The sequence below is a fragment of the Devosia litorisediminis genome (genome assembly GCF_018334155.1).
GTDB classification, from domain to species: domain Bacteria; phylum Pseudomonadota; class Alphaproteobacteria; order Rhizobiales; family Devosiaceae; genus Devosia; species Devosia litorisediminis.
Genome location: NZ_JAGXTP010000002.1, coordinates 215,805 through 230,678 on the forward strand (window position 1 = coordinate 215,805; position 14,874 = coordinate 230,678).

The following is a 14,874-nucleotide window of genomic DNA, read 5'->3' on the forward strand; positions in this document are numbered from 1 at the left end:
GTTTGATCCGTCTGACTTTCATGCAACTCAGACGATATGGTGCATTCCCTTGCGACCTCGCTGCAATCCCATTGTTATCCTCAGAAGATAGTCGAACCCGGATTTGATGACAGCCAGAAGATTTCGCTGGCCGGTCGTTCGCGGTGATATACGAGGGCGTCACAGTTTTTTGCTGTGAAATCCTCCGTCAGCCGGCGTTTACACACGGCGTCGAAGCACACTTGGCTCAGAGCACAGTGAACCGCGCCGGGTTTGCCGGAGGCTCTAACTCCTGAGTAGGATGGAGCATGACAAGCAAGACGACGAACAAGTTTTCGAGTGAGGTTCGCGCCCGTGCGGTGCGGATGGTGCAGGAGCATGGCGGAGAGTATCCATCACGCTGGATAGAAGTTGGGGGCAACGTCATGCCCGATCTCGGCGTGATGAGACCCTCAAGCCTGAGGTCATGCGGGTCTTTGCCGAGAACTTCGGCGTCTACGGCGTGCGCAAGGTCTGGCGGCAGATGAAGCGGGAGGGGTTTGGTGTTGCCAGATGCAGCGTCGCGCGCCTGATGCGCGATCTGGGGCTGCAGGGCGTTATCCGGGGGCAAGCCGGTGCGCACCACGGTCAGCGACAAGGCGGGGCCTTGCCCGCTTGATCATGTCAATCGCCAGTTCAAAGCCCCGGCGCCTAACAGGCTCTGGGTCTCCGATTTTACCTATGTCGCGACCTGGGCCGGGTTCGCCTATGTGGCCTTCGTGATCGACGTCTACGCTCGCTATATCGTGGGTTGGCGGGTCAGCCGCACCGCTCATGCCAGCTTCGTGCTGGATGCCCTCGAGCAGGCGATCCACGACCGTCGCCCCGTCCATCGCGGCGGTCTGCTGCATCACTCGGACCGCGGGTCGCAATACGTCAGTATCCGCTACACCGCGCCTGGCCGAGGCCGGCATCGAGCCGTCCGTCGGCAGCGTCGGAGACAGCTACGACAACGCCCTGGCCGAGAGCATCAACGGTCTCTACAAGGCCGAAGTCATCCACAGACGCGGGCCTTGGCGGACCATCGAAGCAGTCGAGTTCGCCACCCTCGAATGGGTCGACTGGTTCAATCAACGTCGACTGCTTGAGCCCATCGGCAACATACCGCCAGCGGAAGCCGAAGCCAATTTCTACGCCGCACTGGAACAACCGGCCATGGCCGCATAGCTTAAACCAAACAGCCTCCAGAATTCACGGCGCGGTTTACAGCGCCACCCATTGCAGTGTAGGAAAAGCAGGAGCAGCCAAAAGGGACCGCCTCGACAAATTGTGTGTCAGGTGGACTCAGATAATTCTGCACCAGAGCGCGGCCTCAGGACCGGAGAAGGTAATCTCATACCGGTCGACGTTGTGCTCACCCAGCGTTAATTGCGGAACCGCATCCGCCGTTGAAGATAACGGAGGCGGTTCGTGTGAATGCCATAGTCGAGCCTGAAAGGGGCTCTAAGCAGCCCTCATGATAAGCGCCCACAAGTTCATAGGGCTGGCGGTTTTCGCTCTCATGAGTGTCGGCCTAACAGGCTGTCGATATGAGACTGTGGAGATCAAAGTCCAGCCTCCCAAGTTGTCGGGAGCCATGCTGGCCGCAGCTCAAAGCGCTGCCGACCCCAGCAGCTCGGTGCTGGAGGAGATCGTCAAACGGAGAGTTAGCCTTTTTCCTCCGGTCACGCCGCCGGACCTTCACTTGATCATTGCTGACGGTGTGCTCGAGAGCTATTCCACTAAAGCCAACTACCATGTCGAAACCCCGCGCTGCAAAGGTGAGGCTTTGGACTTCGAGATCGCAGCGGCAGTGAACTTCGGCCTACGTGGCTACACCTTCGATTCCGATAAATGTGTTCGTCACGAAGTAGGTGATTATGACACGGCCTACTATTCTGTCGCCGTTGACCATCTGCAAAACCTGTTGGCCTTCGCTATACCTGGTCATGCCCGAATCGAGATTTACGATCTCGACTCCCTCGAAATCCTAGGGAGCATTGCCGGCTATAGCGCGACTACTTTAGACTTTCACAAGGGCCGTCTCTTCTTCGGCGGCTATCCAGAAGGCGGAGCGTGGGACCAAGCTTCAATATTCTCCGCTGATCCTGGTCGGTTCGAGGTTGTTGACGAGTTCTTTCAACGGGAGTTGGCTGACGTTCGCGGCATCGCCTTCTTTAATGGCTTGGTTGCAGTTTCTGACAGCTATCGCAATCGTGTGATCCTCGCTGAGGATGAGATCTTCGAACCCCAGATCATCTATGAGGGCTTAAACTATCCCAACGGTGTGTCGTTTGATCATGAAGGCAATCTGCTGATTGCTGACGAACATAATGGTCTAATCCACCGTGTGAGCTTGGACGGTGATATTGTGTGGAGTTCTCCACCTTTTCAGTTGATCTCGCCTGGAAGCGTCGTTGAAGTTGCGGAGGGCTGCTACAGCGGCCACTATTTGGTCGCAGACGCGGACGGCAACCGCATAATTCTCGTCGATCCCGTGAGTTGGGAGATCAAATTCGAAGTGACCGGGACGCGGTCAGTCCTCAAGGCTGTACCAATCTACTAGCAATTCTGCCGGCATAGCGGCTATCCGCTTGTTTTAGAGGCATGCGATTGCTATGAGCGGCAACGATCCGCTCGGGGCCGACATGCTTTTTTACGATCTACCGTTCTACGTGCTTTTTGCGCTTGTCCTGCCGCTCAACTTTGCGCTGCGCGGAAAAGCGCGGATCACGATGCTTCTAGCGGCCAGCTACATCTTCTACGGTTGGTGGGACTGGCGCTTTCTCTCGCTGCTCATAATATCGACCGCCGTGGATTACATCGTTGGCATCATGATGGAACGCGCAGACGAGCAGCGAAGACGAAAAGCGCTCCTTGCGATCAGCATGCTCGCCAATTTGGGCATGCTTGGTTTCTTCAAGTATTTCAACTTTTTCACCGACACCTTCGTCGCGGCCTTCAGCATACCTGACAGCCAGCGCTTCTTCGTGGACGTCGTCCTGCCGCCGGGAATATCGTTCTATACCTTCCAAACGATGTCCTACACGATTGACATTTATCGACGCAGGGTAAACGCTGAGCGCAGTATCCTGACCTTTGCTACGTTCGTTTCCTTCTTCCCACAGTTGGTTGCCGGCCCCATTGAGCGCCCAGGAAAGCTCATACCCCAATTGCATCGTGAGCCGAAATTTCATTGGGCCAACGTCTACTATGGCTCGCGCCTTTTCATTCTCGGCCTATTCAAAAAACTGGTCATTGCGGACAACCTGGCAAAGATTTCCGACGCTGCCTTCGCTGACCCAAGTGGACAAACCTCGGTAGGACTGGCGATCGCCGCCTATTGTTTCGCTATACAGATTTATTGCGACTTCTCAGGCTATACCGACATGGCGCGAGGTGTCGCCAAGATGATAGGCGTCAATCTAAGCCTGAACTTTAATCTTCCCTATTGGTCCCGAACCTTAAATGAGTTCTGGCGACGCTGGCACATGACCCTGTCGTACTGGCTTAGAGACTACGTCTACATTCCGCTTGGTGGATCGCGCCAAGGCCTATGGATGCACTGCCGCAATCTGCTCATAACTTTTACCTTGAGCGGCTTGTGGCACGGCGCCTCATGGACGTTTGTCCTTTGGGGCGTCCTTCACGGCAGCTACATAATCGGCGAGCTCTTGGTTGGGCGACTAACGAGATGGCGCCCGCCCCCTGCTATCCAGATTTTCCTGACTTTCCACGTCGTGGTGGCACTTTGGATTCTGTTCCGGGCGCAGACGATGGCTGCAGCCAGCGCTTTCTACACAACGCTCCTTTCGCCTTCTTCATGGTATTGGACTTCAGCGGACCAAAGCAATGCTCTTTTGCTCTTGCTTTATGCATCGCCGTTGGTGCTGTTCCAGCTTTGGCAGTTTAGAGCGGACAGCTTGGTTCCTGACCTACGATGGAACAATCGGATCGTGCACGGCCTGGCGATGGGCACGTCCGCATTCTTCGCAATAGCCTGGGGAGCGACCGGTGGTGGCCAGTTCATTTACTTCCAGTTCTAAGCGTCGAGGCTCGAAATGGGCGTTCCTCACCGCATTTCTTGCGTTCGCGGGCTTGAATGCGGCACTGCTGGCCGCCGCCCCATACTTTGACAGCAATTATCTCCTTATGGAGGACATCAACTCCGGTGAGTGGCTGCCTGGTGCAGAAATCTTGATCTTGGGCGATAGTCGCAGCCATCAAGGCGTTGTGCCACCGATCCTGAGCGCCGAGCTTAAACAATACGGGTTGCAAGCCGCAGCGATAAATCTGGCCCGCCCCGGCCAACAATTGCCGTTCATGCATTACTTTTCAAACCGTGTTCTGGAACAGGCTGAAGTCAAGCCTCAGGCGGTACTGCTGAACATCTCGTTCTATCTGCTCGGCGGCCAGCAATGGATGAAGGATATCTATACTGCCTACTACCGGCCCACCTTCGCCGAGGCAGCCTTAGCTTGTAGCACGCAGCTACTCAACTGTATGGAAGCCGCCGAGTGGTTCATGGGCACTCGATTGCCAGCAGTCACCTTTCGTTCTCGCATAAACACCCTGATCAATAAGAGCGTGACTGACCTTCCAGGGGTCGGGGACGAAATTTTGGGCATTCAGGAACAGCGGGAAGCGATGCGCTTCTCCGTGGCGCAAGGCTACATGACTAGAGGCAATGACCATATTTCGCGTGACGACGTCCCAATGCCCCACGGATATTCAACAGGGATTGAGAACGGCTACTCCGTCTATCTGAACTACTTTGACCGGATGGTTCAGTCTTTGACCAGCAGAGGCATCAAGGTCTTTGTCTATCAGTTTCCTTGGCCGGAGCAGCGGAAGGACGATCCAAGTTTTCAAGAGGTTCTGGCCTACTATGATAAATTGCTGGAAGCTCATGGCGGGAGCGATGTGCACTTCCTGCCCACCTATCGCTTTTGGCCGACAGAATATTTTGTCGATCCGTTACACCTGAACGAGTTCGGCGCCCAGCGGCTTTCTCGGGAGCTCGCTACCGAATTGGCTCACCACCCAGATTTCCAGGAGTTGTTCAGTCCGAAGGTCGCTTCCAACTGAAAGCAACGCCGCCAAGGCTCAGAACTCTCGGCCATTTATTTTGAGCTGACCATCGTAATGCGCGCCAAAAATCGCTGGCGAAACAGGGCGGCAGTATCTTCTCCATCATCGAGGCAGCTACATCCCGACTGGAAGAAGAATGCAGATTGATCAAAATGCAGATTGATCAAAGTGGGTGCCCGCGGCCCACATTGAAATTCTCGGCAGGAGCGCCTATGGACGCTGTCGATTCAAGTAACCTCCGAAGTTGCGTCGGACGTCATGATCAGGCTATTCTCCAAAATGATAGCTGTCGGCAGCGCTTCACTGAGCAGAAGCAGCAAGCCGCAACATCACGGGCTTGACGTTCCCAGATGCGAACAACAGGAACGGGATAACACCCAGCATAAGCACGGAATATCCGAACAAGCCTCCAACCATTGCCAACACAAGGGACAGATGGACGAGGTTTAGCTCAGGCGAAGATGTTCGCAACATTTGAACCGGCCGCCAGCCGTAGTAGCGAGCGACAAACGCTGCCACAACAACTCCCAACCACCAGTATGGAAGGGCTGCTCCCAGCACCCCCCCAGTGGCGGGAATGTCATCTTGCTCGACCAGGTCTCCCAGCCCAATTGATTTGGCAATGTCCCCGCCCGCTCCATGTCCTAGCATCCGAACAACGGCAGATTCATCGCCACCATAGTACACTAGGTTCTTCCCAAGCCCTATCAGAGCATAGCTAACGAACAACGCTAGCACTATGACAATCGAGATGGCAGCAAGCGGAGTATCTTTAAGCAGTCGGTTGTCCATCATGTAGGCAATCGAAACAACCCCTGCCGAAAGCGCCATTGCAGCCAGCAATGTGCCAGAACTCACCCCTGCCAAAAGACACCCAATTAGAACGCAGGTGGCGTGGCTAGATTTCCATTTCCGACACTTGAACCAGTTCGCCCCCGCAAAAATTATGAACAGGTAGCCACAAAAGGCCAGGAGCAGTCGGCCGTTCATTAGCGTGGCCAAAGCGAATATGCAGAAAACTACCGCATCGCGCCGCCACACGTGCCCCTGCGAGCCCCAGACATCGATATCGATTCGGTTGACGAGCGTACTCATGACGTACAGCACAAGGACACAAACATAGCTAAACGCTAGGTCTGGCGTCACTCCCAGGAACTCGGCCGCCGCGAAGACAGGATAGTAGAGCACGTAGCGAAGCCCATGTGGGTGTCCGCTGAGTAACGCCCCGAGAGGGTTGTGCCCAACAATCTGCCACATGTGCCACGCTTGGGAGTTCAGGGTGAACGTTTTCCACCCGGCCAATACCGTGAGCGATAGCGCTAGGGTGGCGAAGAAGGCCACAAGGCTGAATCGTTCGGTCTTCATGGTGCCACTCAAGCTTGGTTGTGCGGCCCTCATACCGCCTGTCCGAGCGCGATGCAATCAAGTCTGTGAGGTGGCGGTGCCGCTGATCATGCGCTGTGACGATCTAGTGGCACCGCATCGTGACACTTGCTCGAACCGGATTGATCTGTGTTAAGACGCATGTGCCTGGGGTTCATTTCGTATATGTAGAGGCTGACAGATGCGGCTACCTGTCAACGCCTGGCTGCCAGCCGGGTGGTGCGAAAAGGTTAGCACTTCAAATAACTGGATGACTCTAGCCCGAAGTGGTCCGACTTAATAGGGTATGACCCACTATGCACGGGGTCGGAATGTCATATGCAATCGCTTGTTGAGGACGTCGTAGTGGCCCATGAGGGACACACGCCCCTATTCCGGACTGCGTTCCCAGCTTTCCCTATTGACCAAAGTCGCTTACCGTGAGAGGCGACCACATCGATTGTCCAATCCGGTGATCCGACCCTCATGATACGCGAACTCGCGGCCCGCATCCTCAGCATATCCCGCCGATGGAAACGCGTCGTCCTCGTCACCTCTGACGTCCTGTTACTTGTTCTGGCGGCGTGGGCCAGCCTAGCGATCCGGCTCGACACCTTTCGTCTGCCCGGAACAATGGACAATTGGTTCGCGATCCTGTCCGCTCCTGTGGTGGCGATCCCTATCTTTGTAGGCATGGGTCTGTATCGCCCAGTCGTGCGTTATCTCCCCGAAAGGGCCATGTGGACGACCTTTCAGGCGACCGCACTGGCGGTGATGGCTTGGGTTCTCGTAGCATTTATGGCGCAGCTGATGTGGCGCGGTTCGCTTCCACGATCTGTTCCGATCATCTTCTTTGCGCTTACTTGTGTCCTGCTGATAGGCAGCCGGTTTCTTGCCAAGTGGTTGATATCACATCTTGGTCGAGACGTACTTGTGCACCGTCCTTCAGTCGTCATTTACGGCGCAGGCTCCGCGGGAACGCTGTTGGCCCTGTCATTGAAAAGCACGCACGATGTTGTCGCTTTCGTTGACGACGATCCGACCTTGCATCGACGTGAAGTCGCTAACGTTCGGGTGCATCCCCCCAGCGCCCTGCCGGCACTACTGGCAAACTACGCTGTTCAGCAGATCATATTGTCAATGCCATCCATTTCGGCGGGCCGTCGCAAGGCCGTCGTTTCGGACGTGTCTCGTCACGGAGTGAAGGTCCAGTCACTGCCCGGCATTTCCGACTTCGTGACGGGAAAATACCTTGTCAGCCAGGTGCGAGAGATTGAAATTGATGACCTTCTAGGCCGTTCTACGGTGCCGCCCGACCTTGACCTCATTCGCCAGATGGTCGCCGGAAAAACCATCATGGTAACTGGTGCCGGCGGCTCGATTGGTTCAGAGCTTTGCAGGAAGATTTCGCAGTGGCGGCCGCAACGCTTGGTCTTGTTCGAGGCCAATGAGTTTGCGCTTTACAAGATTGACCGTGAGCTGGCCGGGAATGGCGATGCGGCTGTCGTGCCGGTGCTTGGCTCTGTCACTGATGAAGCGCTGGTTCGTCGTACGATGGGACATTACGCTGTGGACGCGGTCTTCCATGCGGCCGCACACAAGCATGTTCCGCTGGTCGAGGCCAATGCACTTGAGGGTATCGAGAACAACGTTTTCGGCACCAAGACAGTGGTAGACGCGGCGTTTGCTGTAGGGGTGAAAAACTTCGTACTCATTTCGACCGACAAGGCCGTTCGCCCGACCAACGTGATGGGCGCCACCAAGCGCTGGGCCGAGCTCATTGTGCGCGAGAAGGCCGTTGAAGCCGCGGCGGCGAATACCGGGCAGAAGTTCTGCGCAGTGCGATTTGGCAATGTCTTGGGGTCGAACGGTTCCGTTGTGCCCTTGTTTAAGGATCAGATCGCTCACGGGGGGCCCATCACGCTGACCGATCCAGCCATGACGCGGTATTTCATGTCTATCAAGGAGGCCGCTGAACTGATCGTTCAGGCCGGTGCGCTCTCGAAAGGGGGCGACGTGTTCCTGCTCGACATGGGTGAACCTATGCTGATTTCAGAGCTGGCAGAGAACATGGTCAGATTGGCTGGATTGTCCGTCAGGAGCGTCGACAATCCACATGGTGACATCGAGATCGTGGCAGTTGGCAAGCGGCCCGGGGAGAAGCTCTATGAGGAGCTGTTCTACGATGATGCGGCGGCGGAGCGAACCAGACACCCCAAGATCCTCCGGGCTGCCGCGGCTTCGGACGATCTGCAAATGCAGCAAAAGCTTGACGTGTTGCGCTCGGCTCTGCACGAAGCGGACGAGTCACTGGCACGCAGTCTTCTGTTTGGCTTAGTCGTAGAGGCGGATGTCAGCGTCGCCGGATGCCCAGACAAGGCGTCTGCATGATAGTGTGCCAGAGCAGCCCTGCGATGGAGGGGGCCCTCCTCGTTGAGGAAGTGGAAGACGTCGATATGCGATTAATTTTCATCACCAATGTACCCGAACTGGCCGCATACGTGTCCGACCGAGGGGTTGAGCGGGTGATGGTCGATCTCGAATTGCTCGGCAAGGTCGAAAGGCAGGGGCACCTGTCTACCGTAATCAGCCGCCACACATTTGATGATGTGGCACGGATTCGTAGGGCTATTCCCGACAAGAATCTGATGGTGCGCCTCAACCCGCTGAACCCAGGTAGCCGTGACGAAGTTGATCGTGCGATCGGTCTCGGGGGAGATGTTCTGATGCTTCCTATGTTCCGAACGGCACAGGAGGTTGAGCAGTTCTGCGCCCTTGTTGACGGCAGGGTACGGATCTGCCTGCTTCTTGAAACCGCCGAGGCAGCCGCCAATGTCGCCAGTATCGTGCGCGTCCAGGGTGTGCAAGAGGTCCACATCGGCCTCAACGACCTACATTTGGATCTAGGACGCACGTTCATGTTTGAACCTCTCGCGGATGGCATGGTCGACCGCCTTGCAGGTTCTATCATCGACGCTGGCCTTGCCTTGGGCATTGGTGGTCTGGCGCGGGTCGGCGAAGGGCTCCTGCCAGCCGAAATGCTCGTCGCCGAACACGTGCGCCTCGGATCAACGGGGGCAATTCTGTCGCGCACGTTCCACCGCAACAGACTTACGGTTCATGACCTCGAAACCGAGATGGATTTCGCGGACGAAGTGGCCAAGCTGCAAGACGCGTATCGCGCATTCGGTCAGTCCTCGCCAGACGAGCTGCTGGCCATCCATCACGAAGTGGCCCTGCGCATAGCAGGTATCGTGCGCGACAAAGCGGTGGGTGGCCGGGCGTCGTGAAGAGCCTCGTCTCTGCAAGCGTGGTGCTAAGCCTGACGCTGCTCTTGGGGCGGTTGTCTGGTTTCGTACGCGAGATTCAATTGGGTGCCACATTTGGCCTGTCTCGCGACGGCGACTTGGCGATTGTCATGCTGACCACCCCGGACTTGCTCGTCAATCTCTTGTTGGCCGGCGGACTTAGCGCAGCGCTTGTTCCCGAATTCGCCCGTCTCGATGCATACGGAAGGGCGCGTGTCTTAGGGGTAACAAGCGTTCTGGTGCTTGCCCTCTTCGGGACGATCGGGATCGTGCTCGCGTTCTTTCCCACGTTGCTGCTTTTGGCGTTTGCTCCTGGCTATGCCGGCACACCGTCGAGTGCCTACGCGCTGCCTTATGCCATAGCGGCTATGGCCATTCCGTTGGCGGGGCTCACTGGCGTCACTTCGGCACTTCTCAATTCGCAGCACCGTTTTTTTGTTGCCGGCACCGGGACGCTGGTCTTCAACTTGACAATCATCCTGGTGCTGTTCTTGTGGCCTTCCGACAAACAGTCCCTGCTTGTTCTGGCCGGTGGATTGGCCCTTGCCGCCTTGCTGCGCTACTTTAGCCAGGCGGTCGCGGCCCTACCGCATATGAACTGGGCTGGTGTCCCTGATCGTAGCACCGATTACCGCCGACTGGTATTTCGCTTCATCCAGGCTCTTGGCGCTGCCACAATTGTTCTGTTTGTCCCAGTCATTCTAAGGGCCCTCATCTCGCTGAATGGCGAAGGCAATATTGCTGCCTTCAACTTCGCTACCAAGCTGGTGGAGCTCCCCCTCGGCATAGCCATCACGACGATCAGCACCGTGGCTTTCCCGGCGTTGAGCAGGGCCTTCGGCGCCAACAACGGAGCCGAGCAATTGCGCATTTATGAGAGCGGCATACAGCGGGCGCTGCTTCTGGCACTCTGTATTACAATTCCGGGTATCTGGTTCTCCTACCCGCTGGTTGAACTGATTTTTGGCCGGGGACGCATCGGTCCCTCCGAACTGTCCCTAATCAGCGACTTGGCTCGCATGGGCTTCCTGACCTTGCCATTGATCGCGGTCAGTTCAATGGGCACGACTCTCCTTAATGCAAGGGGGCAAACTGGCTTGCTGCTCAAGGTGACCCTCGCCAGTGTGTGTGTCGTTCCGCTGGCCGCGTTGCCAGGCATATGGAACGCGGACGCGCGCTTTGTCATGGCGGCACTGCCGGTTTTCCACCTCGTGCAAGCGATTGCCCTGGTGCTGGCAACGCAGCAGCCGGTCTTTGCCGGCTGGTATGGGGCCTGGAGAGGCCTCTTCCGCCCGGCGCTCGCCGCTGCCACTGCGACCACTGTTTGTGCCATGCTTGCCAGCGTTGCCGGAACGGATTCTGCCATTGTCGGCGCGAGCCTAGCCTTGGCCGCGATGCTCGCGGCCGTGGTTGCCTCCCACGGCAATCCACTGCGAACGAGGACCCCATAGGGCTGTCATGCTGAAACGAGGCTTCGATATACTGAGCGCTGCGTCTTTCCTGATCGTCAGTTCACCAGTCTGGTTGGTAATTGCCATTCTGATCAAGGCCCACGATGGCGGACCGGTCTTTTACCGGCAGATCCGGACTGGCTTGGGCGGTCGTACATTCGGCATCCTGAAGTTCCGGTCCATGGTGCAGAATGCAGACAAGATGGGCGACTACTCGACCGCAGACAACGATTCTCGCATCACACCAATTGGAAGATTCATACGCCGCACCAGCCTTGATGAACTGCCCCAGCTTTTCAATGTTCTGCGTGGCGACATGAGTGTCGTGGGACCCCGTCCCGATGTGCCTCAGCAGCGCTCTCTTTATAGCGCTGAAGAGTTTGACAAGCGCAATCGCATTCGTCCTGGTATCACAGGCATGGCCCAGGCGACCATGCGATCCGCCGCGACACCCGAAGAACGAAAGCGCCTCGATTTGGAATATGTTGATCAGGCAAGCCTTCTCCTCGACATGAAAATACTTGCGCTGACGGTCCGTCAGGTTTTGACAAAAGGTGGCAATTAGCGATGTGCGGCATATTCGGCTATTTTGACCGGCAGGGACGGGGGCTGTCCGAGCGGACCCTTGCGGCCATGGCCAGTGCCATTCGGCATCGCGGTCCCGACGAGCAAGGCGTCTTCGCCGAACCGGGCATTGCATTGGGCAACCAGCGCCTGTCGATCATTGATGTTGACGGGGGGAGCCAGCCATTTGTCTCCGACGACGGCAATATCGTCGTCGTTCAGAATGGCGAGATATTCAACCACGTCGAACTGGCCGCAGAACTAAAAGGCTCGCGATTTGCCTGCCGGACCCACTCGGATACCGAAGTGCTGCTGCGCCTCTATGAACGTGACGGTATCGATTTCGTGCAGCGCCTCAACGGCATGTTCGCGATCGCTATATTCGACCGTCGCACGCAGAGCGTCTATCTCATCCGGGACCGCATTGGCGTAAAGCCGCTCTACATTTTCGACGATGGCGACCGAGCGGTGTTTGCCTCAGAAATCAAGGCCATCCTTGCCGCCACCGGCAGCCTGCAGATGGACGAGGAGGCGCTGCATCACTTCCTAACCTACAACTACGTGCCGCGCCCATTCACCATGTTCAGTGGGGTCCGCCATGTGTTGCCCGGCCACTGGCTAAAGATTGACCGGACCGGGACCCAACTGCGCCGTTGGTGGGACTTGGCGTCGGTCGAACCGGTAGACCAGAGCGAGGCGGCCTGGATCGAAGAGATCAATGCAACGCTGGAGGATGCGGTGCGCATAAGGCTGCGCGCTGATGTGCCCTTTGGTGCCTTCCTCTCAGGCGGCGTGGATTCATCTACGGTCGTCGGCCTAATGTCCCGACACATGGCCAGCCCGGTGAAGACTTTCTCCATCGGATTCGACGATCCACGCTACGACGAGACCGCTTTTGCTCAGGAAGCGGCAGACATGTTTGGCACCGAGCATTCGTCGCAAAGGGTCTCACCCAACATGCTCGATCTCTGGCCTATGGCGACCTATCACTGCGACCAACCTCATGGCGATGTGTCTTTCCTGCCAACTTTCAAAGTCTCAGAAATGGCCGCCAAGCACGTCAAGATGGTGCTCACCGGAGACGGCGGTGACGAATTATTTGCCGGATACGATAAGTATAAGGACTTCTTTACGCCTGCCGTCGACGAGCTCGATGAGGCCGCATTTCGCACCGCCTACTATCGTAACATCAGCCTCTTCCAGGATGAGCAGAAGGCACGGCTCCTTGGAAATGCCCGCACGCAAAGGCCGAACTCCTTTGCTCTTGTATCCGAGCTCTTTGATCGCGTCCCGCACTGGGATCGCATCAATCGGGCGCTCTATATCGACATGGAACTGCTGCTCTCTGGCAACAACCTTGTCAAACCTGATCGCATGGGTATGGCGGTTTCGCTTGAGGCGCGCACGCCCTTCCTGGATTATCGGATGATGGAACTGGCCTTCCGGATGCCGGGTAACATGAAGCTGCGCGACGGTGTGACAAAATATATCCTGAAGAAGGCCGTATCCCCGATGATCGGGCAAAACCTTGCCTATCGCAAGAAGCAGATGTTCACAGTGCCGGTCGGTGGCTGGTTCCGTAGCGAGTTGCGCGAATATTGCCGGCAAATGCTGGGTGAGCAATCCTTCGGGCGCCGCACCGGTCTGTTCACAGATGAAGTTTCAGCACTGCTGGAGAACCATATCCAAGGGTCGCAGAACAACACGCGCGAAATCCGCGCACTGATCGCCATCGAGCACTGGGCTAAGGCATTTAGCGCATGAGAAAGCTGCCAGAGGGCCAGATTGATGTGCTGTTCGCGTCCTATGGTGGCGGGCATGTAGCTGCGCTGCGCCCGGTAGCGCAGGCTCTTGCACGCGAAGGCATTTCAGTGGGCTTCCTCGGCCTCAGCCTGGCCCAAGTCGATCTCGAAAGCCATGGCCTGGACTATTTTGGATTTGCCGAACTCGAAGGGGCAAATAGCGACGACGTTCAGGCATGGGGCCGCGAACTGGCGGGGCCGAATGTGCCCGGATCACCCGTAGCATACCATGAGAGTGTCGCCTATCACGGACTCAATTTTCGCGATCACGTCACCTTGTGGGGCGAGACACATGCTCGGGAACACTATGCTAAACATGGGCGGCAAGGATTTCTTCCGGTGCAGACCATGGAGGCGCTGCTTAGACAGCTCCAGCCGAGGTTGGTAGTCGCCACCAGTTCTCCCCGCGCCGAAAAGGCTCTGTTCATCTCGGCGCGCAAATTGGGAATTCCGAGGGTTTGCTTGGTCGATCTCTTCCCCATTCAGGAGGTCGAGTGGATCGCAAAACCCGGTTACGCCGACATTCTTTGTGTGCTGAATGATCAAGTCCGTGACTACGTGATCAGAAATGGGGGTGCGCCAGATAGCGTGACTGTGACTGGCAATCCTGCGTTTGACGCGGTGAATAGTCAGCACTCCATAGTTCTAGCCAAGGAAATTCGGCAGACGAGGGGCATTGCTGCGCAGAGCAAGGTCATACTTTGGGCTTCAAACATTGAGCCTGAAAAGCATCGCGTTACTGGTGCTGTCGGCGATCCACAATTGCCTAGGCGGATCGAACGAACTTTGCGCAAGATGCTATCGTTTCATCCGGATTGGCACCTCGTTGTCAGGTACCATCCCAGTGAATTTGTCGAATTTGAGCCTGCGCGTAACGTCCATCTCAGCTCGCGCGACGAAAATTTGCACGCACTGATACATTCGTCGGACTTAGTGGTGGTTCTTACCTCCACAGTCGGGTTGGAAGCACATTTGGCTGGAAAGTCGGTGATCTGTGTAGACATGTCCGTTTTCACAGCTGACACCCCACTTTCAAAAATGGGGATCGGGACCGGTGTCACATGTTTGGAGCAGCTCGAACCCTTGGTTGAGCAGCTTCTAGCGAAAGAGGATTTACCCGCAGATGCCAAACATGGCATTCCAAACGCCTGTGCGACCGTTTCCGGTATCATTCTAACTCACTTAGGCAAAATGCCATCATGACAGTAGAATTTTTCCAGGCATTGGTGCTAAGGGGCACAGGTGCATCGTCTGAGTTACCAGGGCGATACGAATCGCAGTCGACGACGCAAACGCGCG

10 protein-coding genes and 1 pseudogene are annotated in these 14,874 nt (G+C 56.5%); 10 read left to right on the forward strand and 1 reads right to left on the reverse strand.

The features are described 5' to 3' along the window. Window positions 1–397: 397 nt before the first annotated feature. The 4 genes and pseudogenes from KD146_RS13875 to KD146_RS13890 form a co-directional block, all read left to right on the forward strand. A pseudogene (locus tag KD146_RS13875) lies at window positions 398–1,185 on the forward strand (IS3 family transposase); the annotation flags it as partial. Between the two features lie 370 nt (window positions 1,186–1,555). Beyond that, window positions 1,556–2,563, forward strand: coding sequence for an NHL repeat-containing protein (locus tag KD146_RS13880; protein WP_212659419.1), 1,008 nt, complete (start codon window positions 1,556–1,558; stop codon window positions 2,561–2,563). 52 nt (window positions 2,564–2,615) lie between these two features. Beyond that, on the forward strand, window positions 2,616–4,043 hold the full coding sequence (locus KD146_RS13885; RefSeq protein ID WP_212659420.1) for an MBOAT family O-acyltransferase: 1,428 nt from the start codon (window positions 2,616–2,618) through the stop codon (window positions 4,041–4,043). Further along, complete coding sequence (locus KD146_RS13890; protein WP_212659421.1) at window positions 4,015–5,085, forward strand: SGNH/GDSL hydrolase family protein; 1,071 nt, start codon at window positions 4,015–4,017, stop codon at window positions 5,083–5,085. Before KD146_RS13885 ends, KD146_RS13890 begins: the two co-directional genes overlap by 29 nt. A gap of 303 nt (window positions 5,086–5,388) precedes the next feature. On the opposite strand, the gene KD146_RS13895 is transcribed toward KD146_RS13890, so the two are convergent. Next, window positions 5,389–6,453, reverse strand: coding sequence for a hypothetical protein (locus KD146_RS13895; RefSeq protein ID WP_212659422.1), 1,065 nt, complete (start codon window positions 6,451–6,453; stop codon window positions 5,389–5,391). 483 nt (window positions 6,454–6,936) lie between these two features. Between KD146_RS13895 and KD146_RS13900 the strand changes: the two genes are divergently transcribed. Genes KD146_RS13900 through KD146_RS13925 form a run of 6 tightly spaced genes read left to right on the forward strand, consistent with a single transcriptional unit; the run spans window position 6,937 to window position 14,778 of the window. Continuing rightward, window positions 6,937–8,841, forward strand: coding sequence for a polysaccharide biosynthesis protein (locus KD146_RS13900; RefSeq protein ID WP_212659423.1), 1,905 nt, complete (start codon window positions 6,937–6,939; stop codon window positions 8,839–8,841). Between the two features lie 23 nt (window positions 8,842–8,864). Further along, the gene (locus KD146_RS13905; protein WP_212659424.1) at window positions 8,865–9,740 is read left to right on the forward strand and encodes an aldolase/citrate lyase family protein; all 876 of its coding nucleotides are present in this window, start codon (window positions 8,865–8,867) and stop codon (window positions 9,738–9,740) included. Beyond that, complete coding sequence (locus tag KD146_RS13910; RefSeq protein WP_212659425.1) at window positions 9,737–11,209, forward strand: lipid II flippase MurJ; 1,473 nt, start codon at window positions 9,737–9,739, stop codon at window positions 11,207–11,209. The genes KD146_RS13905 and KD146_RS13910 overlap by 4 nt, the downstream gene beginning before the upstream one ends. Before the next feature lie 7 nt (window positions 11,210–11,216). Next, window positions 11,217–11,774, forward strand: a complete 558-nt coding sequence (locus KD146_RS13915; RefSeq protein WP_212659426.1) for a sugar transferase — start codon at window positions 11,217–11,219, stop codon at window positions 11,772–11,774. 2 nt (window positions 11,775–11,776) lie between these two features. Continuing rightward, window positions 11,777–13,537, forward strand: a complete 1,761-nt coding sequence (gene asnB, locus KD146_RS13920) for an asparagine synthase (glutamine-hydrolyzing) (RefSeq protein ID WP_212659427.1) — start codon at window positions 11,777–11,779, stop codon at window positions 13,535–13,537. Beyond that, complete coding sequence (locus KD146_RS13925) at window positions 13,534–14,778, forward strand: UDP-N-acetylglucosamine 2-epimerase (RefSeq protein WP_212659428.1); 1,245 nt, start codon at window positions 13,534–13,536, stop codon at window positions 14,776–14,778. Before asnB ends, KD146_RS13925 begins: the two co-directional genes overlap by 4 nt. Window positions 14,779–14,874 lie beyond the last annotated feature (96 nt).

Excerpts from the sequence above, each read along its gene's own strand:
- KD146_RS13885 (WP_212659420.1), top strand. The coding sequence starts at position 2,616 with ATGAGCGGCAACGATCCGCTCGGGGCCGACATGCTTTTTTACGATCTA.
- KD146_RS13895 (WP_212659422.1), bottom strand. The coding sequence starts at position 6,453 with ATGAAGACCGAACGATTCAGCCTTGTGGCCTTCTTCGCCACCCTAGCG.
- KD146_RS13900 (WP_212659423.1), top strand. The coding sequence starts at position 6,937 with ATGATACGCGAACTCGCGGCCCGCATCCTCAGCATATCCCGCCGATGG.
- KD146_RS13905 (WP_212659424.1), top strand. The coding sequence starts at position 8,865 with ATGGAGGGGGCCCTCCTCGTTGAGGAAGTGGAAGACGTCGATATGCGA.
- KD146_RS13915 (WP_212659426.1), top strand. The coding sequence starts at position 11,217 with ATGCTGAAACGAGGCTTCGATATACTGAGCGCTGCGTCTTTCCTGATC.
- asnB (WP_212659427.1), top strand. The coding sequence starts at position 11,777 with ATGTGCGGCATATTCGGCTATTTTGACCGGCAGGGACGGGGGCTGTCC.
- KD146_RS13925 (WP_212659428.1), top strand. The coding sequence starts at position 13,534 with ATGAGAAAGCTGCCAGAGGGCCAGATTGATGTGCTGTTCGCGTCCTAT.